Source organism: Pseudomonas sp. Leaf127 (assembly GCF_001423155.1).
GTDB classification, from domain to species: Bacteria; Pseudomonadota; Gammaproteobacteria; order Pseudomonadales; family Pseudomonadaceae; genus Aquipseudomonas; species Aquipseudomonas ovata.
Genome location: NZ_LMOA01000022.1, coordinates 522437 through 545327, shown reverse-complemented (window position 1 = coordinate 545327; position 22891 = coordinate 522437). Strand labels below are relative to the sequence as shown.

At 63.3% G+C, this 22891-nt stretch carries 20 protein-coding genes and 1 riboswitch; of the genes, 7 read left to right on the top strand and 13 right to left on the bottom strand.

Going from position 1 to position 22891, the window contains the following annotated elements:
• Positions 1–28: 28 nt before the first annotated feature.
• The 4 genes from ASF84_RS20300 to ASF84_RS20285 all read right to left on the bottom strand — a co-directional run bounded on the left by ASF84_RS20300 (position 29) and on the right by ASF84_RS20285 (position 3009).
• The gene (locus ASF84_RS20300; RefSeq protein WP_056840640.1) at positions 29–646 is read right to left on the bottom strand and encodes a YqiA/YcfP family alpha/beta fold hydrolase; all 618 of its coding nucleotides are present in this window, start codon (positions 644–646) and stop codon (positions 29–31) included.
• A gap of 82 nt (positions 647–728) precedes the next feature.
• Positions 729–1538, bottom strand: coding sequence for a 3',5'-cyclic-AMP phosphodiesterase (gene cpdA / locus ASF84_RS20295; protein ID WP_082481733.1), 810 nt, complete (start codon positions 1536–1538; stop codon positions 729–731).
• Between the two features lie 407 nt (positions 1539–1945).
• A complete protein-coding gene (locus ASF84_RS20290; RefSeq protein WP_056840639.1) occupies positions 1946–2398 on the bottom strand; it encodes a DUF1249 domain-containing protein in 453 nt (150 codons plus the stop codon).
• Entirely contained in the window at positions 2389–3009 is a 621-nt protein-coding gene (locus ASF84_RS20285; RefSeq protein ID WP_056840638.1) for an NUDIX domain-containing protein, read from the bottom strand. Before ASF84_RS20285 ends, ASF84_RS20290 begins: the two co-directional genes overlap by 10 nt.
• 212 nt (positions 3010–3221) lie before the next feature.
• Here ASF84_RS20285 and ASF84_RS20280 point away from each other — a divergent pair, with 212 nt between their 5' ends.
• Positions 3222–3968, top strand: a complete 747-nt coding sequence (locus ASF84_RS20280; RefSeq protein WP_056840637.1) for an RsiV family protein — start codon at positions 3222–3224, stop codon at positions 3966–3968.
• On the opposite strand, the gene cytX is transcribed toward ASF84_RS20280, so the two are convergent.
• Positions 3937–5226 (bottom strand): putative hydroxymethylpyrimidine transporter CytX, encoded by a 1290-nt coding sequence (cytX, locus tag ASF84_RS20275; protein ID WP_056840636.1) that lies wholly within the window; start codon positions 5224–5226, stop codon positions 3937–3939. The two genes, ASF84_RS20280 and cytX, sit on opposite strands and share 32 nt — an antisense overlap.
• A gap of 174 nt (positions 5227–5400) precedes the next feature.
• Positions 5401–7290, bottom strand: a complete 1890-nt coding sequence (gene thiC / locus ASF84_RS20270) for a phosphomethylpyrimidine synthase ThiC (RefSeq protein WP_056840635.1) — start codon at positions 7288–7290, stop codon at positions 5401–5403.
• A gap of 157 nt (positions 7291–7447) precedes the next feature.
• Positions 7448–7552, bottom strand: a riboswitch (TPP riboswitch).
• A 150-nt stretch (positions 7553–7702) separates the two neighbouring features.
• Here thiC and ASF84_RS20265 point away from each other — a divergent pair.
• A complete protein-coding gene (locus ASF84_RS20265) occupies positions 7703–9142 on the top strand; it encodes a TolC family outer membrane protein (protein ID WP_056840634.1) in 1440 nt (479 codons plus the stop codon).
• Positions 9143–9428: 286 nt separating this feature from the next.
• Here ASF84_RS20265 and waaA read toward each other — a convergent pair whose 3' ends face one another.
• Both waaA and ASF84_RS20255 read right to left on the bottom strand, forming a co-directional pair.
• Positions 9429–10700 carry a lipid IV(A) 3-deoxy-D-manno-octulosonic acid transferase gene (gene waaA, locus ASF84_RS20260; protein WP_056840633.1) on the bottom strand — a complete coding sequence of 424 codons (1272 nt, stop codon included), beginning with the start codon at positions 10698–10700 and terminating at the stop codon, positions 9429–9431.
• 37 nt (positions 10701–10737) lie between these two features.
• Positions 10738–11628, bottom strand: coding sequence for a LysR family transcriptional regulator (locus ASF84_RS20255; protein WP_056840632.1), 891 nt, complete (start codon positions 11626–11628; stop codon positions 10738–10740).
• Positions 11629–11713: 85 nt separating this feature from the next.
• Here ASF84_RS20255 and ASF84_RS20250 point away from each other — a divergent pair, with 85 nt between their 5' ends.
• From ASF84_RS20250 to ASF84_RS20235, 4 genes are read left to right on the top strand one after another with little or no spacing between them, the layout of a single operon-like run.
• The gene (locus ASF84_RS20250) at positions 11714–12046 is read left to right on the top strand and encodes a DMT family transporter (protein ID WP_056840631.1); all 333 of its coding nucleotides are present in this window, start codon (positions 11714–11716) and stop codon (positions 12044–12046) included.
• Positions 12047–12090: 44 nt separating this feature from the next.
• On the top strand, positions 12091–13266 hold the full coding sequence (locus ASF84_RS20245; RefSeq protein WP_056840630.1) for an NAD(P)/FAD-dependent oxidoreductase: 1176 nt from the start codon (positions 12091–12093) through the stop codon (positions 13264–13266).
• On the top strand, positions 13263–14078 hold the full coding sequence (locus tag ASF84_RS20240; protein ID WP_056840629.1) for an aldo/keto reductase: 816 nt from the start codon (positions 13263–13265) through the stop codon (positions 14076–14078). The genes ASF84_RS20245 and ASF84_RS20240 overlap by 4 nt, the downstream gene beginning before the upstream one ends.
• Positions 14079–14114: 36 nt before the next feature.
• A complete protein-coding gene (locus tag ASF84_RS20235; protein ID WP_056840628.1) occupies positions 14115–15077 on the top strand; it encodes a hypothetical protein in 963 nt (320 codons plus the stop codon).
• 587 nt (positions 15078–15664) lie between these two features.
• On the opposite strand, the gene hldE is transcribed toward ASF84_RS20235, so the two are convergent.
• Positions 15665–17086, bottom strand: coding sequence for a bifunctional D-glycero-beta-D-manno-heptose-7-phosphate kinase/D-glycero-beta-D-manno-heptose 1-phosphate adenylyltransferase HldE (gene hldE / locus ASF84_RS20230; RefSeq protein WP_056840627.1), 1422 nt, complete (start codon positions 17084–17086; stop codon positions 15665–15667).
• A gap of 118 nt (positions 17087–17204) precedes the next feature.
• Entirely contained in the window at positions 17205–19007 is a 1803-nt protein-coding gene (gene msbA / locus ASF84_RS20225) for a lipid A export permease/ATP-binding protein MsbA (RefSeq protein ID WP_056840626.1), read from the bottom strand.
• A 115-nt stretch (positions 19008–19122) separates the two neighbouring features.
• On the opposite strand from msbA, the gene ASF84_RS20220 reads away from it, so the two are divergent.
• On the top strand, positions 19123–19761 hold the full coding sequence (locus tag ASF84_RS20220) for a hypothetical protein (protein WP_056840625.1): 639 nt from the start codon (positions 19123–19125) through the stop codon (positions 19759–19761).
• 179 nt (positions 19762–19940) lie between these two features.
• Here the strand turns inward: ASF84_RS20220 and ASF84_RS20215 are convergent, their stop codons facing one another.
• The 3 genes from ASF84_RS20215 to ASF84_RS20205 are packed head-to-tail and all read right to left on the bottom strand — an operon-like array spanning position 19941 to position 22875.
• Positions 19941–21116, bottom strand: coding sequence for a hypothetical protein (locus ASF84_RS20215; RefSeq protein WP_056840624.1), 1176 nt, complete (start codon positions 21114–21116; stop codon positions 19941–19943).
• On the bottom strand, positions 21106–21879 hold the full coding sequence (locus ASF84_RS20210) for a glycosyltransferase family 2 protein (protein ID WP_056840623.1): 774 nt from the start codon (positions 21877–21879) through the stop codon (positions 21106–21108). Before ASF84_RS20210 ends, ASF84_RS20215 begins: the two co-directional genes overlap by 11 nt.
• A gap of 39 nt (positions 21880–21918) precedes the next feature.
• Positions 21919–22875 (bottom strand): glycosyltransferase family protein, encoded by a 957-nt coding sequence (locus tag ASF84_RS20205; protein WP_056840622.1) that lies wholly within the window; start codon positions 22873–22875, stop codon positions 21919–21921.
• Positions 22876–22891 lie beyond the last annotated feature (16 nt).

Below are 22891 nucleotides of genomic sequence, written 5' to 3'. Positions count from 1 at the left end.
GGGTGCCGCATCGTCGCACGCTTGCCTTTCACAATCGTGAAAGGTCAATCGCCTGCAACACCGACGGGGCAAAGCCGGCGATGGCCAGCAGTTCCGGCAGGCGCGCGGCAAAGCCCTGGTAGCTGTGGTCGCCGCCGTCCTGGATATCCAGGCTGCAACGGGCGTAGAACGCCTCGGCACGGCGGTAGTCGAGGGTTTCGTCGCCGGTCTGCAGCCACACCCGGACCTGTTGCGGATCGCTCGGGGCCGGGACTTCCAGCTCGGCCAGCGCCTGCACATGGTCGAGGGTCAGCTCCCAGCGCTCGCCGGTGTAGAGGTTCTGCTGGGTGCCCAGGAAGCCGTCGAACAACCGGTGCGGATTGACCGCCGGGTTGATCAGCACGGCCTTGAGTCCATGGCGCTGCGCAAGATGGGTCGCATAGTAGCCGCCGAGCGAGCTGCCGACCAGCAATGGCCGACCCAGCGACTCGATGGCCTCATCCAGCTGGCCGATGGCCTGGCGGGGATGGTGATGCAACTCCGGCACCCGCACCTGCGCCTGCAGGCCCAGCGAGTGCATCAGGGTCGTCAACTGGGTGGCCTTCTTCGACAGGGCCGAACTGTTCAGGCCGTGGATGTACAGCAGAGTGGGGTTATCGCCGGTCACGCCAGGCCTCCGAAAACTCGCAACGTCACAAAGCCGCATAGTTTACAGGAGTCCGGGGGCAGAAATGCACCTTCAAACTGTATCAATAACCAGTACCGGAGAAATCCACCCCGAAATCCGTCCCGGCCAGCCGGCTGATGCCGGTGTCCAGCCGTCCGTCGTCGTGCAGCCTCAGCCAGCGATAGCCGGGGGCGGCGGTGTCGAGGCCGAATGCCTCGCTGCCGGGCGCAAACTGGATGCAGGTGGACGGCGTGGCCAGCAGGCGCACGCCCTCGCGCACCTCATCGAAGGCCTGGTGCACATGCCCCCACAGCACCGCCCGCACCTGCGGGTAGCGATCAAGCACGGCAAACAGCGCCACGGCGTTGTGCAGGCCGATGGGCACCATCCAGGCGCAACCGATGGGTACAGGGTGATGATGCAGGCACACCAGATGATGGCGATCGGGTGCGTCGATGAGCGATTGCTCGAGCAATTGCAGCTGCAGCTCGTCCAGATGACCGAACACCGCCCCCTCGACCTCGGAGTTGAGCATGGTGACCCGCCAGCCACCGATGTCCGTCACCGGCACCAGGACTTCGCTGCCTTGCGCCGCCTCGTTCATCTGCGCCCATTCGTCATGGTTGCCCGGCAACCAGCGCACCGGCACGCCCAGCGGCTCGCTGAGCTCACGAAACGCCCGGTACGACTGCACGGTACCGTCCTGGGAAATATCCCCGGTCATCAGCAGCAGGTCGATATGCGGCTGCTCGGCCTTTACCAGCTCGAGCACATTTTCCAGCCCCTCACGGGTATTCATGCCCATCAGCGTGCCGTCCGCCTCGGCGAACAGGTGACTGTCGGACAACTGGACCAGCAGGACTGAAGAATCCTTGATAGATGAACTCGGCAACGGCCGTCTCCCGGGGGCGATACGTGGCGAATTATGGTAGCTGTTGCCGGGTACGGCAAACCGGGAATTGAGTGGTCGATCACAGCAATGATGATCGAAAGGCCATTATCGCTGTGCCGGCAGCTGACACCCGCCGGCTGTCGTAGGAGCGCGCTCTGCCCGCGACCGAGTGCGCAGCGCTCGCAAAAATTCGGGAAACGCTACAAGTTTATGATTGGAAATCTGCGAAACGCTGAAAATTCATGGCTGGAGATTTGCGAAACGCTAGCAATTTACGGTTTTAGATCTGCGAAACACTGCAAATTTACGGCTGGAGATCTGCGAAACGCTGCAAATTTACGGCTTTAGATCTGTGAAACGCTACAAATTTACGACTGCTGCGCAGCCGGTCGCGGGCAAGCGCGCTCCTACCTTACGGCTTCGTATTCATGGCCGCAGGCCAGGCAGTGACTCAGCCACTCGCCCAGGAACAGGTTGAGCTGGGCTTTTTCGTCGGGCTGGTGCATGTGGGTGTTCGGGTAGGGATAGATGCCGCGAAAGCGCCGCGCATGTTCGGCGCCGATCACTTCGGCCATGCGCGCGTCATGATAGACCTGCACTTCCAGGCGCGGCACCGGCAGCCAGGGCAGGCTGTGCTCCTGGCTGACCTGCAAGGTAGTGGTGTACGGGCAGTCCAGCAGCACTTCGACCGCCAGTACGCCGAGCATCTGCTCGCCCTGGGTCACGGCCACCCGGCGCGAGCTTTTTTGCGTGCGCATGTCGGGCAGCAGGCGCATCAGGCGGGCGTAGTTGGCCTCGCATGCTGCCTGCAGGCCGGCAAGATCGACACGATAGCGCTCGCGCAAGAGATTCACGACCATAGCCCCCTTATTTCAGCGCGGTTCAAGGCCAGCCATTGCAAGGCAATGATGGTTGCCGCGTTCATGATCCGGCCATCGGCCACGGCTTGCAGGGCGTCGTCGAACGACCAGACCGTGACGCGGATGTCCTCCCCCTCCGACTCCAGCCCGTGCACGCCACCGGCGCCCTGGCTGTCGCATTGTCCCAGGAAAAGATGAACGTATTCATCACTGCCGCCCGGCGAAGGAAAGTACCGGGTAATCGGCCACAGGGCCTGGAATGCAAGATCAGCTTCCTCTTCTGCCTCACGATGAGCAACCTCTTCCGGTTGCTCATCCTTGTCGATCAGCCCGGCGACCAGTTCGATCAGCCACGGGTTGCCGACTTTCTCCAGGGCACCGACCCGGAACTGCTCGATCAACACCACTTCATCGCGTTTGGCATCGTAGGGCAGCACGCAGACCGCATCATGGCGCACGAACAGTTCACGGCCGATTTCGCGACCGGTGCCACCATTGAACAGTTCATGGCGCAGGTACAGCTTGTCGAGTTTGTAAAACCCCTGGAAACAGGTTTCGCGTCGGGTGATTTCAAACGCGGAGGGGTTTGAACGGGGGGTGGTCTGGGTCATGAATGTCTCGCTGCAGGACGCTTTGGCTTCGGGCCATCCTAACGCGCATCGACCACCAGATGCAGCCCCCCCCTCTCAACAAGCAGGGTAGACGCGCAGGCGCCAAAACATTTCTAATCCGCCCAGTGGCGAACCGAAATCGCGGTTTGCAGTCCAAGCAGCCTGCATGCGTACGCCGCACGCGTTTTTTCCGACACCGCCAAGGATCATCAATGTCGTTATCGAAGATCGCCGCACTGGCCTGCCTGGCCGTTACGCTGGGTGCCTGCCAAAGCCTGTTCCAGCCCAACATGCGTGCCCCGCTGCAGGTCGAACGCGAAACCTCAGAGCAGATCAAGCCGGGTTGCAACAGTGACGATTGCCCGCTGGTGAACATCGATACCGTGCACTTTCCCGCCGAGCCGCGGCTGGACGCCATCGTGCAGAAAAACCTGCTGCAGATGGCCCACAGCGAACCGGGCGCGACGCCGCCGGCCACGCTCAAGGCGTACGAACAGCAGTTTCTGAGCCGTGCCCAGGGCCGCAACGCCAGCTACCTGCAGGCCAAGGTCCGCGAGCAGCATGACGGCATCGTGGTGATGGAGCTGTCCAGCTACCTGGACACCGGCGGCGCCCACGGCGACCCGGGTCGCTCGCTGTTCAGCTATTCGCGCCAGCAACAGAAGGTCCTGACCCTGGCGGACATGGTCGTGCCCGGCAAGGAAGCCGAGTTCTGGGAAAAGGCCCAGATGGCCCACCAGGCCTGGCAGGTGTCGACCAAGGTCAATGAGGACCCTGAGTTTCTCAAGACCTGGCCGTTCAAGCGCACCACCAACGTGGCGCTGACCTATGGCGCGGTGATCCTCAAGTACCCGGTGACCACCATTGCGCCCTACGCCATGGGCCATGTCGAGCTGAAGATTCCCTATCCGCAGCTCAATGGCGTGATCAGGCCTGAGCTGTTCCCCGGTCGTAGCTGACACCGCGCCCCAGCAACAACTGCAATACGCCGGCCATGACCAGTGCTGGCAGGGTGGCACCCACTTCGGGGTACAGATTGGCCAGCAGATGATAGGTGCTGACGCCGCCCAGCCAGGCCAGCAGGCTCAAGCCCCGCAGCCCCGGCACCTGAGCCGGCGAACGCCGCCGGCGCAGCACGAAGTGATCGACCAGCACCACGCCGAACAACGGCGCGAACAGCGAGCCGATCAGCAGCAGGAAGCTTTCGTACTGCGCCAGTGGTGCAAAGCAGGCGATCAAGGTACAGAGCACGCCAATGGCCAACGCCAGGTGCTCAACCTTCAACCCCGACAGCATGGCACCGGACACTGCCGCCGAGTGGATGTCGGCAAAAGCCTTCTCCGACTCGTCGAGCAGCACCAGCAACAGCGGAATGCCCATCCCGGCCCCGGCCAGGGCCAGCAGCAGGGCATTGGCCTCGCCATCGGCGGCGAATGCCAGGGTGTAGCCCACGCCCAGGCTCATCAACCAGCAGTTACCGATGAAATACCCCAGTACCGTACCGAAAAACACCGGCTTCGCCCGTCGGCCGAAGCGCGAGTAGTCGGCAATCAGCGGCAGCCAGGACAGTGGCATGGCAATAGCAATGTCCAGACCGGTGGCAAACGGCATCGAACCGTCACCGCCACGCGCCCACAATGCCGCCAGGTCGGCCTTGGCCAGCAGGTTCCAGGTCAGCCACAGGCATGCGCCAAGCAACAGCCAGATACCCCACTGGCGCAGGATCTTGCGCACGAACGTCAAGGGCCCGCTGACCGCCAGCAAGGTCGCCAGGCCGCCGAAGAACAACGCCCAGAGCAACGGGCTGGTCCACAGCCCGCCTTCGCCAAAGGCGCGCGCCCCCAGCAAGCTGGCCGCATCGCGCATGACGATGATCTCGAACGAGCCCCAGCCCACCAGTTGCAGCAGGTTGAGGACCGCCGGCAGCATCGCGCCGCGTCGTCCCAGGCTGAGCGTGAGCGAAGCCATGGACGACAGGCCGGTATCGGTGCCGATCACCCCGGCGCCGGCCAGCAGCAGGACGCCGACCAGCGTGCCCAGGGCAATGGCCAGCAACGCACCGCTCATGCCCAGGCCCGGTGCCAGCAAGGCACCGGTTTGCAGGACCATCAGGCCGATGCCCAGGGAAAACCACAGGGAAAACAGATCGCGTCCGCCCAATACCCGCCGCTCGGCAGAGACAGGCAGGTCGGGGGAGTAAGTGCCGGGTGTGTTCACATCAGAATCTCAATGGTTAGTAGGAGCGCGCTTGCCCGCGACCGAGTGCGCAGCGCTCGCAAAATCTGCGAAACGCCATAGATGTACGGCTGGTAAATCGGCGAAACGCCACAATTTTACGACTGCTAGCGCAGCCGGTCGCGGGCAAGCGCGCTCCTACCAGGGGTCGTATGATCAGACTTTCTGGTAAAGCTGGCTGCCTTCCTGCTTGAAGCGCTCGGCCTGTTCGCGCATGCCCGCCTCCACTGACACATCGATACTGTCGATGCGCTGGTTGGCGGCGTACTCGCGCACTTCCTGGGTGATCTTCATCGAGCAGAACTTCGGTCCGCACATCGAGCAGAAGTGCGCGACCTTGGCCGAGTCCTTGGGCAGGGTTTCGTCGTGGTAGGCGCGGGCGGTGTCCGGGTCCAGGCCCAGGTTGAACTGATCTTCCCAGCGAAACTCGAAGCGCGCCTTGCTCAGGGCGTTGTCGCGGATCTGCGCGCCGGGATGCCCTTTGGCAAGGTCGGCAGCATGGGCGGCGATCTTGTAAGTGATGATCCCGGTCTTGACGTCATCCTTGTTCGGCAGGCCCAGGTGTTCCTTGGGCGTGACGTAGCAGAGCATGGCGCAGCCGAACCAGCCGATCATCGCCGCGCCGATACCGGAGGTGATGTGGTCGTAGCCCGGTGCAATGTCAGTGGTCAAAGGGCCCAGGGTGTAGAACGGCGCCTCGTCGCAGCACTCGAGCTGCTTGTCCATGTTTTCCTTGATCAACTGCATCGGCACATGGCCCGGGCCTTCGATCATGCACTGCACGTCATGCTTCCAGGCGATCTTGGTCAACTCGCCCAGGGTTTCCAGTTCGCCGAACTGCGCCGCGTCGTTGGCGTCGGCAATCGAGCCCGGGCGCAGGCCGTCGCCCAGCGAGAAGCTGACGTCGTAGGCCTTCATGATTTCGCAGATGTCGTCGAAATGGGTGTAGAGGAAGTTTTCCTTGTGGTGCGCCAGGCACCACTTGGCCATGATCGAGCCGCCGCGGCTGACGATCCCGGTGACGCGCTTGGCGGTCAGCGGCACATAGCGCAGCAGCACGCCGGCATGGATGGTGAAATAGTCGACGCCCTGCTCGGCCTGTTCGATCAGCGTGTCGCGAAACAGCTCCCAGGTCAGGTCCTCGGCCACGCCGCCGACCTTTTCCAGTGCCTGGTAGATCGGCACGGTGCCGATCGGCACCGGCGAGTTGCGGATGATCCACTCGCGGGTTTCATGAATATGCTTGCCGGTGGACAGGTCCATGACCGTGTCCGAGCCCCAGCGGATGCCCCAGGTCAGCTTGGCCACCTCTTCCTCGATGGAAGAGCCCAGTGCGCTGTTGCCGATATTGCCGTTGATCTTCACCAGAAAGTTACGGCCGATGATCATCGGCTCAAGTTCGGTGTGGTTGATGTTGGCCGGGATGATCGCGCGGCCACGGGCGATTTCCTCGCGCACAAACTCAGCGGTGATTTCCCTGGGGATGCTGGCGCCAAAGCTGTGGCCGGCGTGTTGTTGCTGCAGCAGGCCGGCGGCACGGGCCTCTTGCAGCTTCATGTTTTCGCGGATGGCGACGTATTCCATCTCGGCGGTGATGATGCCCTGGCGGGCATAGTGCATCTGGCTGACGTTGGCGCCGGCCCTGGCGCGGCGTGGCTTGTGCACATGGGCAAAGCGCAGGGCGGTCAGTTCGGCATCGTTGAGGCGCTGCTGGCCGAAGTTCGAGCTCAGGCCGTCGAGCAGTTCGGTGTCGTTGCGCGACTCGATCCACGGCGTGCGCACATCGGCCAGGCCCTTGCGCACATCGATGATCACATTGGGGTCGGTGTAGGGGCCCGAGGTGTCGTAGACGGTGACCGGTGCGTTGATCTCGCCGCCAAAATCGGTCGGCGTCACGTCCAGGCTGATTTCGCGCATCGGCACGCGGATGTCCGGCCGAGAGCCTTGAACGTAGATTTTCTGCGAGCGGGTGAACGGCTTCACGGAGCCTGAGTCGACCTGGGCCGATTCACTCAGATGGGGGGCGTTTTTTGCTTTTGTGCTCATCACGGTCTCTCCTGACATCCTGGGGCGGATTGATTGTCGGAGTGACCTGAACAGACGGGGGGCGCGCCATGAAACACAGACGCAGAGCATCGCAGGAAGGCGGGTGTTCGAATAAATTGAACGCACGACCCCGGACGACACTCAAGAGGACTCGCCGGGAGCGAGCAATCTTGTTCCCTACGCAGGCGTTAACCTGATCAGGTTCAACGGGATCCGGCTTAACCGATCTCAGCCTCATAGCAAGGCACCCCGACAAGAACGGTGCCAGTCTATGCCGGCCAGGGGCCCCAACGCCAGCCCCGCATACAACCCCGGCGATAAATGACCGATATGACCGATTGTTGCGCCCAACGTCAGGCTCTACACTCGCTGACCGGTCCAGGCCGCGATCATTTTCAGGAAGGAACACCTCATGCTGCGCAAACTGTCGTGGGTCATCGCTGTGTCATATGCCTGCAGCCCGCACGCCTGGGCCTACGACGCCCCGCTCACGGCCAGCACCGGGCTGGTGAATGTCTACCAGCAGGCGGTGGACAACAATGCCGACCTGGCCGCGGCCCGCGCCGACTACCAGGCACGCAGCGAAGGCGTGCCACAGGCCCGCGCCGGGCTGTTGCCGAACCTGTCGGCCAGCGCCCAGAGCAACAACACCCGCACCAGCATCGATCAACCCAGAATAACGGCCAGCCGCAGCGGCACGGTCTACCAGGCCACGCTCAGCCAGCCGCTGTTCCGCGCCGACCGCTGGTTCCAGCTGCAGGCCGCCGAGGCGGTGAACGAGCAGGCGGCGCTGGAATTGTCGGCCACCGAGCAGAACCTGATCCTGCAATCAGCGCAGTTGTACTTCACGGTGCTGCGCGCCCAGGACAACCTGGCGACCACCAAGGCCGAAGAGGCGGCGCTCAAGCGCCAGCTGGACCAGGCCAACGAGCGCTTCAATGTCGGCCTGTCGGACAAGACCGACGTGCTCCAGGCCCAGGCCAGCCACGACACTTCCCGCGCCAACCGGCTGATCGCCCAACGCCAGGTCGACGATGCGTTCCAGGCACTGGTGACCCTGACCAATCGCCAGTACAGCGCCATCGAAGGCATGGTCCACAGCCTGCCGGTGCTGCCGCCCTCGCCCAACGACGCCAAGACCTGGGTCGACACTGCGGCCCAGCAGAACCTTGACCTGCAAGCCAGCAACCATGCGGTCGAAGCCGCGCAGCAGACCGTGCGTCAGCGCAAGGCCGGCCATGCGCCGACGGTCGACGCCGTGGCCACCTACCAGCGTGGCGACAACGACGCCCTGGGCTTTTCCAACCCCAACTACACCGGGCAAAGCTACAGCGGCGACGTCGAGCAGCGCACCGTGGGCGTGCAACTGAACATCCCGCTGTACAGCGGCGGGCTGACCAGCTCGCAGGTGCGTGAGGCATACGCACGCCTGAACCAGAGCGAGCAGCGCCGCGAAAGCCTGCGCCGCCAGGTGGTCGAGAACACACGTAACCTGCACCGCGCGGTCAACACCGACGTGGAGCAGGTGCAGGCGCGCAAGCAGTCGATCATCTCCAACCAAAGCGCGCTGGAAGCCACGGAAATCGGCTATCAGGTCGGCACCCGCAATATCGTCGACGTGCTCGACGCCCAGCGCCAGCTGTATGCCTCGGTGCGTGACTACAACAACACCCGCTACGACTACATCCTCGACAGCCTGCGCCTGAAACAGGCCGCCGGCACCCTGAGCCCCGACGACCTGCAAGACCTGGCGCGCTACCTCAAGCCCGACTACAACCCGGACAAGGACTTCCTGCCCCCGGACCTGGCCGAGGCCGCCCGCAAGAACTTCGAACGCCCGGCCAAGCGCTGACCGGCAGCCCCGCGCTGGATCCGGGGTAGGAGCGCGCTCTGCCCGCGACCGGCTGCGTCAGCAGTCGTAAATTTGCAGCGTTTCGTAGATTTTGGACGTGTTCACACTCAGAAATTTGTGGCGTTTCCGAGATTTCTGCGAGCGCTACGCACTCGGTCGCGGGCAGAGCGCGCTCCTACCACGGTGATGTGACACTGAATTTCGGGTCTGGCACCAGACGGTGGGAGGCAGCTTGCTGGCCTCATCGCCGGCAAGCCGCCTCCCACAGGGATTTCAGGTCTTGGTGTTACATCAGCCGGGCAATCAGCCCCAGCAATCGCTGCAGGGCGCCCTGGTTGGCCTCCATGACCTGCAGCCCCGCCCCGGCCATTGCGCGGGCCTGTTCGGGCTCGTCGAACAGGCGTTGCACCGCTGTCGCCAACGCCTGCGCGTCGTTGACTTCGAGCAAGGCGCCAGCGCTGCGCAGCATGGCGGCGATTTCCAGAAAGTTGAACAGGTGCGGCCCGCTGAGTACCGGCCTGGCCAGGGCCGCCGGTTCCAGCAGGTTATGCCCGCCATTGGCCACCAGGCTGCCGCCGACAAAGGCGCAGTCGGCCAGGGCATAGAGAAACAGCAGCTCGCCCATGGTGTCGCCCAGCAGCACCGAGGTGGCCGGCATGACCGCCGCGCCCGTCGAGCGGCGCACCGTGTCGAAGCCTTGCTGCACACACAGCTCATGCACGCTGGCAAAGCGCTCCGGGTGGCGCGGCACCAGGATCAGCAAGGCTTCGGGATGGCTGGCCAGCACCTGGCGATGCGCCGCCAGAATAGGCTCATCCTCACCGGCATGGGTGCTGGCCGCGATCCACACGGGCCGGCCAACGGCCTGCCATTGCGCGCGCACGCTGGCCGCCTGCACCAACAGCTGCGGGTCAATGGTCAGGTCGAACTTGATGGAGCCGGTCACCGTCACACATTCAGGCCGGGCCCCCAATACCCGGAAGCGCTCGGCCTCGGTTTCGGTCTGCACGGCAAAGCCGTTCATTGCGGCCAGCATCGGACGGGTCAGGCCGGTAAAACGCCCATAACCGCGGGCCGAACGCTCGGACAGCCGGGCATTGGCCAACACCACCGGGATACCGCGACGGGCACACTGGTGGAGATGGTTGGGCCACAGCTCGGTCTCCATGATGATGCCCAGCCGCGGCTGCACATGATCGAGAAACCGCCGCGCCGCCCAAGGCAGGTCGTACGGCAGGTAGCAATGCTGGATGCGCGGCTCGTCGGCAAACAGCGCGCGGATCCGCTCGGAGCCGGTCGGGGTCATGCAGGTGAGGGTGATGGGCAGGTCCGGGTAGGCCTTGAGCAGGGCGCGCACCATGGGCGCGGCGGCAATGCTCTCGCCCACCGAGACCGCATGCACCCACAGCCCCCCACGCCGCATGGCCGGCAGGCCGAAGCCAAAGCGCTCCTTGATGCGTTGACGATAAGCCGGCGCCTTGCGCGCACGCAGCCACAGGCGCAGCGCGACCAGCGGCAGGCCCAGATGAAAAAGCAGGGTATAGAGCGTTCTGTTCATGGGGGCGAAGTCTACAAGGATCTGCGCGCGGCCGCGCCTACCCGATCGCTTGCAAGTGCACGGCAAAGCGTTCGGCCAGCCATTGCGCGGCCGGCCCCAGGGGTTCGTCGCGACGCCAGGCCAGTTCGGTCACCAGCGCCGGGGGTCGCCATTCACTGGCCAGTTCGACCATCTGCGCCTGATAGGTCGGGTACTGCACCACATGGCGCGGCAACCAGGCCCAGCCCAAGCCGCGCATCAGCAGCTCGGCCATGGCGTAGAAACTGTCGGCACGCCAGACCAGCGGGCTGATCGCCTCACCGCCGGGGTAATCGCTTTGCTGTGGCGTGATCAACAACTGGCGATGACAGGCCAGTTGCTGGCGGGTCACCTGCCGCTCGCGGGCCAGCGGATGATCGACCGCACACACGGTGACCATCTCGACGCTGCCCAGGGTGCGGCGCTCCAGCGAGGCCGGAATGTGCTCATGGTGGAAGAACAGGCCCAGGTCGGCACGACGCTCCACCAGCTTGCGCGCCACGTCGCCCTGGGCGTTGCTGGCCAGTTGCACTTGCAGGTACGGAAAGCGGCTGGCCAGCTCCTTGAGGCTGTCGATCACCGGTTGATAAGGCATGGCTTCGTCCTGAGCAATGCGCAACAGCGCCTCCTGCCCGCGCATCAGTGCCAGTGCCCGGCCATCCAGGCGCTCGCACTGGCGCAGCAGTTCGCGGGCATCGGCCAGCAGCGCCTCGCCGTTGTCGGTCAGGCGCGGCTGGCGCCCGCTGCTGCGTTCGAACAAGGTTACCCCCAGGTCGGCCTCCAGCAGGGCGATGGCATTGCTGATGGCCGACTGCGCCTTGCGCTGCTCACGGGCCACGGCCGAGAACGAGCGCAGTTCGGCCACGCGCACAAAGATACGCAGTTGTTCAAGATTCCACTGTTCGGCCATCAACCTATCTCCCCAATAGATGGCTAATGACTTTACCGCATCTGTGCCTGGCCTAGAATGGCGCCATTGAAGAAGGAGTCTGTCCATGAATGCCTATTACCTGCTGGCCATCGCCATCTGCGCCGAAGTCATCGCCACCACCTCGATGAAAGCCGTCAAGGGCCTGAGCACACCGTTGCCGTTGCTGCTGGTGATCGGCGGCTACGCCATTGCGTTCTGGATGCTGATCATCGTGGTGCGCACCATTCCGGTGGGCGTGACCTATGCCGTGTGGTCCGGCATGGGCATCGTGCTGGTGAGCATCGCCGCGCTGTTCATCTACGGGCAGAAGCTCGACCTGCCGGCCATCCTCGGCATGGGCCTGATCGTGCTGGGCGTGGTGGTCATCCAGTTGTTCTCGAAAACCGCAGGGCACTGATTACCCCCTATAATGGCCGGCATCGTTCAGCCCAAGAGGTGCCCATGCCATCTGTTCTTTCCACCGACGTCCTGATCGTGGGCGGTGGTGTTGCCGGTCTCTGGCTCAATGCCCGCCTGCGTCGCCAGGGCTTTTCCACCGTACTGGTGGAAAGCGGTCATCTGGGTGGCGGGCAAAGCCTCAAATCGCAGGGCATCATCCATGGCGGCGCCAAGTACGCATTGCATGGCGCACTCAGCGGCGCCTCCGAAGCCATTGCCGACATGCCGCGCCGCTGGCGCGAAGCGCTGGACGGCCAGGGTGAGATCGACCTGGCCGGCGTACGCTTGCTGTCCGAGGCCCACTACCTGTGGTCGCCCGGCACCCTGGCCGGCAACCTCACCAGCTTTTTCGCCAGCAAGGCCGTGCGTGGCCGGGTCGACCAGGTCAAGGGCGACGACCTGCCACCGGCCTTGCAGCACCCGAGGTTCAAGGGCAAGGTCTATCGCCTGGCCGAACTGGTCGTGGACGTTCCGAGCCTGATCGAGCGCCTGGCACACCTGGCCGGCGACAGCCTGCTGGCCGGCCAGCACATCGAACCGCTGCATGCCGATGACCAGTTGATCGGCCTGCGCGTCGACGGCCGCGACATTCATGCGCGACGCATCGTGCTCAGTGCCGGCGCCGGCACCGCCTCCTTGCTTGAGGCATTGGGCATCCGCCAGCCAGCCATGCAGCGCCGGCCACTGCACATGGTGCTGGTCAAGGGCCCGACCCTCAAGCCGCTGTACGCCCACTGCCTGGGCGGCGGTCCCAAGCCGCGCATCACCGTCACCACCCACCCGGCCGCCGATGGCCAGCACGTCTGGTACCTGGGCGGCGACATTGCCGAAGCCGAGGGCGTGGCCCGCGAGCCGGCGGCGCAGATCGCCACGGCCCGCGACGAGTTGCACAAACTGCTGCCCTGGATTGATCTCGACCAGGCGCAATGGGCCACCCTGCGGGTCGACCGCGCCGAGCCCGAGCAGTCCGGCCTGGTCCGCCCCGACAACGCCTTCGTCGATGTCCAGGGGCGCCTGCTGGTGGGCTGGCCGACCAAGCTGGCGCTGGCCCCGGACTTTGCCGACCGTGTATTGGCAACACTGGACAAGGACGGCATCAAGCCGAGCGCTCAACCGCCGCTGGGCGAGCTGCCAAGGCCGCCACTGGCCACACCGGTCTGGGACCAGTTGCTGCCATGAGCCTGCCGACCCTGCACGACCTGCACCGCCCGCTGGGCAACACCGGCCTGAGCGTATCGCCGCTGGGCCTGGGCACCGTCAAGCTCGGCCGCGACCAGGGGGTCAAGTACCCCAACGGCTTTCGCATTCCCGACGACCAGCAAGCAGCCAGCCTGCTGCGCCAGGCCCGCGAACTGGGCATCAACCTGCTCGACACCGCGCCGGCCTACGGCATCAGCGAAGAGCGCCTCGGCCCGCTGCTGCGCGGTCAGCGCCAGGACTGGGTGATCGTCAGCAAGGTCGGTGAAGAATTCGATAATGGCCTGTCGCACCACGATTTCAGCGCCACGCACACCCGTGCCTCCATCGAACGCAGCCTGAAACGTCTGGAAACCGATTTTATCGACATGGTGCTGGTGCATTCCGACGGCAATGACCTGACAATCCTGACCGACACCGCGGTGTACCAGACCCTGGCCGAGCTCAAGCACGAAGGCAAGATCCGCAGCTACGGCTTTTCCGGCAAGACGGTCGAAGGCGGGCTGCTGGCTTTGCAGCAGGGTGATTGCGCCATGGTCACCTACAACCTCAATGAACAAGGCGAAAAACCGGTTCTGGACTACGCTGCGGCGCATGGCAAAGCGATTCTGGTGAAAAAGGCGCTGGCCAGCGGTCATATCTGTCTGGAACCGGGTGTCGACCCGGTACGGGCCAGCTTCGGCTTGCTGTTCGGGCATCCGGGCGTGGCAAGTGCCATCGTCGGCACCATCAACCCCGTGCACCTGGCGCATAACGTGGCCTGTGCCGCAGCCGTGATTCGCCGTCAAGCCTGACGTCGGCGGCCGACCCCAACGCAAGGAGGAGCCGATATGCCGCGTACCCTGATCCGCAGTAACCCCAGCAACTTCAAGACCCTTTCATTGCTGGTCGAGGCCACGCCAGAAGGTCTCGGTTATGAAAGCATCGGCATGCCGCTCAACTTTGCCCAGACCCTGCAACGCCGGCGCAAGATCGAGGTGCCGGACAACGAACGCTTCATCGTCGAACTGGCCAACCTGGGGGTGTCGATCCGCCTGACGCTGAGTTGGCAGAACCGCGACTATTGGGTGCTGGTGCGGCAACGACGCAAGGACCGTGGCGATGTGGTGCTCAAGCTGATTTCAGGCTATGTACCGGCCCATGAACTGGCCCTGCCGCTGCACACGGCCATCCAGGAAGTGGCCGAAGAATGCCTGATCGAAACCCCGCAAGGCTGGCTCAGCGGGCGCTACAAGGACACCTGGCTGCCGGCGCCCTACGCCGCCGCCCTGCATTACCGCGAGGCCATGCCGTTTCGCCTCAGCCCGCTGTCGGGCGCGGCGCTGCCGGTGCGCTGTGGCAGCCAGGCGCTGCTCGAACGCCCGCGAGCCTACGTGCACCTGCCGACCGCCTCACTGCAACTGATCTACGACATGCGCCTGGAAATCCCGCGCGAAGCCCGGCCGGTAAGCCTGTTTCATGTTGACGAGAGCCTGGAAGACCAGCACCTGGTCGCACGCCTGAACCGCAGCAAGCCCGACCTGTACCTGATGCCGCTGGAAAACGGCAACCCGCTGCCCGAGTTGTACACCCTCAAGCGCGACCGGCTGACCCCGGTGGGCACCCGTGGCCTGTATCTGGCCGAGAGTTTTGCCCGCCAGGACGGCTGGGTGGTCAGTGACGAGCGGATCCGCTGGAAAGACTGGCTGCGCCAGCAAGGCCTGACGCCACCGCCGAAGAACACCGGCCTGACGCGCCTGACCGGCAAGGCCCGTGAGCTGCTGCAACGGGCACGTTCCAGGCTGGCGAAGTGACCTTCGCGCTGGTCGCTCTCATCAAACACAAAATAACTTATTGATTTTATTGGCTATTAAATTCACCGTTTGTAGGAGCGCGCTCTGCCCGCGACCGGCTGAGTTAGCAGTCGTAAATTTGTGGGGTTTCATAGATCCCTGATGGGTTCGCAGTCGTAAATTTGTGGCGTTTCGCAGATTTTGCGAGCGCTACGCACTCGGTCGCGGGCAAGCGCGCTCCTACACCAGGTCCATGTTTGCTGCGCGACAGCGTTGTGTCAGTGACACAAGGTGATCTCTCATCAAACACAAAAATAACTTATTGATTTTATTGGCTATTAAATTCACACCTGTAGGAGCGCGCTTGCCGGAATGCCGGACCACCGCGACCGGCTGCGTTAGCAGTCGTAAATTTGTGGGGTTTCATAGATCCCTGATAGGTTCGCAGTCGTAAATTTGTGGCGTTTCGCAGATTTTGCGAGCGCTACGCACTCGGTCGCGGGCAAGCGCGCTCCTACACCGGGTCCATGTTTGCTGCGCGACAGCATGCCGCCTTGGCGCTGTGTCAGTGACACAGGGTGGGCTCCCAAGGAGGTGATCAAGGTCACTCACTGGCCGCGAATTTTCTCGACGATGGCGGTGGTCGAGCTGTTCTCGACCAGGCCGAGCACTTTCACTTCACCGCCATAGGCGCTGACGATGTCGGCGCCGACCACCTGATCGACGCTGTAGTCGCCGCCCTTGACCAGCACGTCGGGCTTGATGTGGCCGAGCAGGTTTTCCGGGGTGCCCTCGGCAAAGCTGATCACCCAGTCCACCGCACCCAACCCTGCCAGTACGGCCATGCGCCGGTCGACGCTGTTGATCGGCCGGCCCGGCCCCTTGAGGCGGCTGACCGAGGCATCGTCGTTGATGGCCACGATCAACCGGTCGCCCTGGGCGCGGGCCTGTTCCAGATAAGTCACGTGGCCCGCATGCAGGATATCGAAGCAGCCGTTGGTGAATACGATCTTCTCGTTGTGCGCCCGGGCATCGTCGACGGCCAGCAGCAGCTGCTCCAGCCCCAGCACCCCACGCTCGGAGCCCTCTTCGCGCTGGATCGCCCGGCGCAGTTCAGGGGCGCTGATGGCCGCCGTACCGAGCTTGCCGACCACGATGCTGGCGGCCAGGTTGGCCAGGCCCACGGCGTTGGGCAGGTCTTCACCGGCAGCCAGCGCAGCGGCCAGGGTGGAAATGACCGTATCGCCGGCACCGGTCACGTCGAACACTTCGCGGGCCCGGGCCGGCAGGTGCAGCGCGGCGTGATCCGGGCGCAGCAAGGTCATGCCGTGCTCGCCACGGGTCACCAGCAAGGCGCCCAGCTCCAGTTCATGCATCAGCTGTGCGCCCTTGGCGACCAGTTCGGCCTCGTCGCTGCAATGGCCGACGATGGCTTCGAATTCACTGAGGTTCGGCGTGATTACACTGGCGCCGCGATAGATCGAAAAATCCTTGCCCTTGGGATCGGCCAGCACCGGTATATTGCGCGCACGCGCGGCGCTGATCAGCACCTGGTGGTTTTTCAGTGCGCCTTTGCCGTAATCCGAGAGCACCAGCACGCGCACGCCTTCAAGCAAGGCGTCGACCTCGGCACTCAAGGCCTGGCCATCGGTAGCAAAAGGCTCTTCGAAATCGATGCGCAATAACTGCTGGTGACGGCTCATGACCCGCAGCTTGACGATGGTCGGCTGGTGCGCGATGCGCTGGAAACGCGCGACCACACCTGCCGCCTTGAGACTGTTGGCCAGGCTGTCGGCGGCCTCGTCGGTGCCGGTGACGCCGACCAGCGAGGCCGGGGCGCCGAGGGCGGCGATGTTAAGCGCCACGTTGGCGGCGCCACCGGGACGGTCCTCGATCTGGTCGACCTTGACCACCGGCACCGGCGCCTCGGGGGAAATACGCGAGGTGCCACCATGCCAGTAACGGTCGAGCATGACATCGCCCACCACCAGGACAGGCGCTTGATCGAAACGCGGCATGGACAACTTCATAGAGCAACTCGTACCAGAACTGAACAGGGGCGGAATCTTAGCACAGGGTTTTTACCCATGGACCGAGCGGACAGCGATCCGCCCAGACCCTGTAAAAACCACTGCGCCCGGCCCGGCCTCAGATCGCCCCGCCTGGCGCCGGCTCGTCCAGGCCCATGGCATGCAGGCGGGCGTAATAGCCGTTCTGGGCCAGCAACTGGGTGTGCGTGCCACGCTCTACGATACGACCACCGTCCATGACCAGAATCAGGTCGGCTTTTTCGATCGTCGACAGGCGGTGAGCGATTACCAGTGTGGTGCGACCTTGCATGACCTGGTCCAGCGCCCCCTGGATGTGCCGCTCGGACTCGGTGTCGAGCGCCGAGGTGGCTTCGTCGAGGATCAGCAGCGGTGCGTTTTTCAACAGGGCCCGGGCAATCGCCAGGCGCTGGCGCTGGCCACCGGACAGCAGCACGCCGTTTTCGCCGACCTGGGTGTCCAGGCCCTCGGGCAGGCGGTCGATGAACTCCTTGGCATAAGCGGCGGCGGCGGCCTGCTCGATGTCAGGACGCGGCGCGCCGGCCAGGTCGCCATAGGCGATGTTGTTGGCCACGCTGTCGTTGAATAGAGTGACGTTCTGGTTGACCTGGGCGATGTGCCGACGCAGGTTGCGCAGGCGATAATCGTTGATGTCGACACCATCAAGCAGGATCTGCCCGGTTTCATGGACATAAAAGCGCGGAATCAGGTTGGCGAGGGTCGACTTGCCACTGCCCGAACGCCCGACCAAGGCCACCATCTGACCGGGCTCGGCGGTAAAGCTGATGTCATCGAGCACTTGTCGCCCGGTCTCCGGGTAGGCAAAGCTCAGGTTCCTGACTTCAAGACGGCCCTGGACGCGCTCGCGCTCGAAGGTGCCGGTGTCGACTTCCGGGACCACATCGAGTTGTTCGAAGATGCTTTCGGCACCGGCCACACCTTTCTGGATGGTCGAGCTGACTTCCGACAACTGGCGAATCGGCTTGGGCAACAGGCCGGCAGCCGTGATGTAGGCCACCAGATCGCCCGCCGTGGCATCACCGCGCAGCAACAGCACCAGGAACATCAGGGTGGCCATGGCGGTGTAGATCACCAGTTGCAGCATGGGTGTATAAACCGCGCCGGTCTTGGTCATGCGCAGCTGTTTCTCGGTATTGCTGTCGCTGGCCCTGGCGAAGCGCGCCTGCTCGTACTCCTCGCCACCGAAGCTGCGCACCACGCGGTAGCCCTGGATGGTTTCGGAGGCCACATGGGTCACATCGCCCATGGCCACCTGGATTTTCTTGCTCTGCTTGCGAAATTTCTTGCTCGCGCTGCCGACCATGACGGCAATCAGCGGCAGGATGGCCAGCATTACCAGGGTCAGCTTCCAGTTCATCCACAGCAGGTAGATGAACAGGAACACCACGGTCAGGCCCTCGCGAATCACCACCTTGATGGCATCGGTGGCGGCACCGGTGACCATGGTCACGTTGAAAGTGATGCGCGAGATCAGGTGACCGGAGTTGTGCGTGTCGAAATAGCGGTTGGGCAGCACCAGCAGCTTGTTGAACAGCTCGACGCGCAGGTCGTGCACCAGTCCCAGCGAAACCTTGGCCAGAAAGTAGTTGCCCAGGAACGACCCCAGTCCCTGCCAGGCGGCGATCAGTACGATCAGCAGCGGCACGGCCTGCAGCAATTGCAGCTGGTTGAGGTACGGCACGTTGGGAAACAACACCACGGCGGGGTTGGTCAGGCCGTCGACAAAGTACTTGAGAATGCCCGCCAGCATGGGCTGGGTGGAGGCAAAGATCACAAAGCCGACGATACTGAGCAGGAAAATGCCCACATACGGCCGCACATACGTCAACAGGCGCAGGTAGATCTTCACGCTGGACGGCGCGGACGATTCGGAAGTTGCCATGGGAATCCGTCGAGTCAAAAAGAGGCGCAATTGTATCACAAGCGCTTTTCGTGGCTGCCGGCTGGGGTAACATGGCGGACCTTGAAAGCCTGATGGCACAGATTTCGGAGTATCGATGCAAGCACTTGACCATGCCCGCTACCTTGACCTGGTCCAGGGTGCAGAAGTACTCGAAGCCGACGGCACAGGCGACAAGGTGTTGCGCCTGGTCGACGGTTCGATGCTCAAACTGTTTCGCCGCAAGCGCCTGATCAGTTCGGCCGCCTGGTACCCCTACGCCACCCGCTTTGCCGACAATTGCCAGACCCTGGCACAACGTGCGGTGCCGTGCCCGCAGGTACGCTGTGTGTTCCGCATTGCCGCGATCGAGCGTGACGCGGTGCATTACACGCCACTGCCTGGGCAGACCCTGCGCCAGTTGCTGCATGAGGTCGGCCGCGACGATGAACTGCGCCGCCAGTTGGGGGGCTTCATCGCCTATCTGCATGAAAAAGGCATTTACTTTCGCTCGGCGCACCTGGGCAACGTGGTGCTCACCCCGGAAGGCACGCTGGGCCTGATCGACATTGCCGACATGAAGACCTACCGGCAACCCCTGCGCAAGGCCCTGCGCCTGCGCAACTTCAAGCACATGCTGCGCTACACCGAGGATCGCCAATGGCTGCTGGGCGAAGGCAACCCCACCTTTGTCCAGGCTTACCTGGCGGCGCAGGGCATTTGCAGTGAGACAGAGCTGAAACACGCGCTGGGTTGAATACCGTTACGGGTTACGGGTTACGGGTTACGGGTAGGAGCCCGCTTGCCGGCGACCGAGTGCGAAGCAGTCGTAAAATTGTGGCGTTTCACAAATTTCGAATGCGTTCACAATCAGAGATTTGTAGTGCTCAGTCAATTTTGCGAGCGCTTCGCACTCGGTCGCGGGCAAGCGCGCTCCTACTGGCGTTCCAGGATCGGGACGGGGCCGCGCTGTACGCGGCGGCCCAGGATCATCGCTGCCGGCAGCAGCACCAGCAGCCACAGCTCGTCAGGGTTGCCCACCAGTTTGCTGCCGTCGAAATTGAGCATCATCAGCGCACAGGCCAGGTAGCAGCCCCAGGCGTCACGCAGCCGCCAGGCCTGCCACAGGCTCATGATCATGACTACCAGGAACAGCAGCAGCGACACCGCACCGGTGTACAGGCCCATGGCGACGAACACATTGTGCGGATGCTGGATCGGGATACCACCGGTCAGGGTCCGGGTGGTCTGGAAATCGACCCCGCAGCCCAGTATCCAGCCGCAATGACCCCACTCGGCGGTCATGATCTCGAACAGCTCGATGCGAAACGAATCGCCGCGCACGAACAATAGCCTTACCCACTGTTCTTCCCAGCACAGCCACAGCGTCAGGCCGATCGCCGCCGCCACGCCCAGCAAGGCCAGGCTGGTCACCCGCGGGAAACGGTACAGCATGTGCAGCCCCCACAACCCCAGTAATACGCCCAGGCCGACCAGAGCCGTGCGGGTCTGCACCACATAGGCGGCGGCCAGCAAGGTCAGGGCGACAGCGCAGGCGGCTTCGATCCAGCGTCGCTGCCGGACCCACAGCGGCATGGCCAGGGCCAGCGCACAGACCAGCCAGGCGCTGCTGTAGATAACGTTGTCGACCCGACCGGGCAGGATCGCCACGCGCTGGCCCAGCACGAACTGGCCGGTGGTCCAGCTGTGCAGGCTGCCGACAAAGATGTACAGGCAGATGGTCCAGAACAGCCCGCGTACGAACACACCGCCGTTGAACATCACCGTCGGCGTCAATCCGGCAATGATGAACACGAACAGGCTGACGTAGACAATGTGCTTGTAGAACTGGAAGTCGGCCGAGAACAGCGCCGGCACCAGGAACCACAGCATGAAGGCCGCCCACACCCGCCCCAGGGGCTGGCTGAACACCTTGGCGCCGCGTGCCTTGACCAGGAAGAACAGGCCCGGCAGCGCCATGGTGGCGTAGAACAGGTTATTGGTGAACTTGGCCGAGTCGTGCAGGATGAAACTCAGCAGAAAAGCGCACAACGCGGTGCCAAAGTAGAGCTGACTCTTGCTGAAGGGGGCGCGAACACCATCAACCGACATTATTGAGTAACCAACCTATTATCAGACCCGCAACCAGCGTGGCGAACAGCTTGGCGCGTTCGCGGCGTTTGCGGCGTTGTTTGTCCACACGCTCCTGGGACACCACCACATGATTGCCAAAGCCGGTGTGCAGGACTGCATCGTTCTCCAGGATCAGGGCATAGCGGTTCTGCGAAGCATAGACCTGGGACAGCTTCTTTTCGCCGCCGTGATCAGCATAGGGCGCATGCTCCTTATAGTCTGTAAGACGACGCAGACCCGGGTTGAAGGAAAAGCCCTGCCATTCGGCCTTGTGCGAACCCAGCCTGTAGAACGGGATGCCCTGCACCACTTCACGCTCGTTGAGAAACATATACGGGCTGTGCACCATCAGGTCATGGTTGAAACTGCGCAGCCAGACCTGCAGGGCCTGCGGGTCGTTGATCAGCAGGGTCATGGACTCTTCGATAAAGCCTGGGCGATAGAAGTCCCAGTCGTCCTCGCAATGGAACACCCACTGGGTCTCGATCAGCGCATAGGCGGCATCGACCGAGCGCATCTGGCCCAGCTTGGGGTTGTTGACGATGAACCGGGTGTGCGCCTGCCAATGCTCGGGAATGCAGGTGCGGACCTGCTCGTCACCGGAGTCCTCGGTAATCAGGACATGGCGGATGGGCGCGGTATTGAAACGATCGAACGTTTCCAGGGTGCGCTTCAACAGGTCGAAACGGCCACAGCTGGTGACAACCAGTGTGATCTCGCTGTTTTCGCTGAATACCATCATGGGCTCCCAATCATTGAATGTTCAAACGGTCTGTGCCAGTCATGCGCCGATCCAGGAGCGCACGCGATCCAGCAGGCCGGGGGCGGCCCGCGCCCGCAACGGCGCCTGCAGGGCATCGACGATGGCCTTGCCAAGGGCATGGAATGTATAGCGTTGCTCCACCAGCGTCTGCCCGTTACGGGAGATTTCATCCGCCAGAGCCGAATCTTCACGTAATTGATGCAGTTTCCTGCGCAACTCGTCGATACCGCGATACAGCACAATATTGTTCATGTCTTCGAAGCCCAGCGCCCGGTTTTCCTCGGCGCCCTGATCAAACGCCAGCAGCACGCAGCCGCAGGCCATGGCCTCGAAGTTCTTGATCATGTACTCGCCCATGCCGACATCGGCACTGACGAAAAAACGAATGCGGTTCAGGGTGGCGCAGTACTCTTCGCCGGATTTGGTCCGGGTCACCAGCAATGGCTCGACCTTGGCCAGCTCATCGAGCAGGGCCTTGCGCCCGCTGTAGGCCACGCTCTTGGTGCTGCCGACGAACGCCAGCTCGATGTCACGCTCGCGGCCCAGGCCTTGTACCAGGCCCTGGTCATAGCCCTTGGGCACGAACACCGCATCGAAGCCCTCGGCGCGCAAACGCTCGGTGACCATGAAGCCCGAGGTGATCACCCGCGCCCAGGGCAGCTTGCGGTAGTGGGCGCTGAACTTGCCGGTGTACTTGCACGGGATGTAGTTCTGGTAGGCATCGTGCTCGAGGATCACCAGGTTGGGCAGGCTGCGGATAAACCCCACCTGCCGCACCTCCTGCTTGAAGCGCAGGAAGAACACGATGCGGTCATAGCGGGTGACATCCACTTCGCGGCGAAAATACCCGCGCAGGTCGCGCTGCTCTTCAGAGGTGAGCCAGCGCAGGTCGCATTCACAGTGCGCTGCAATGCCTTCATACAGACGGTCCAGAATGGCGCGCTGTTCTTTCTGCACCAGAAATAGAACTCTCATGGGTTTCCTTGCAGCC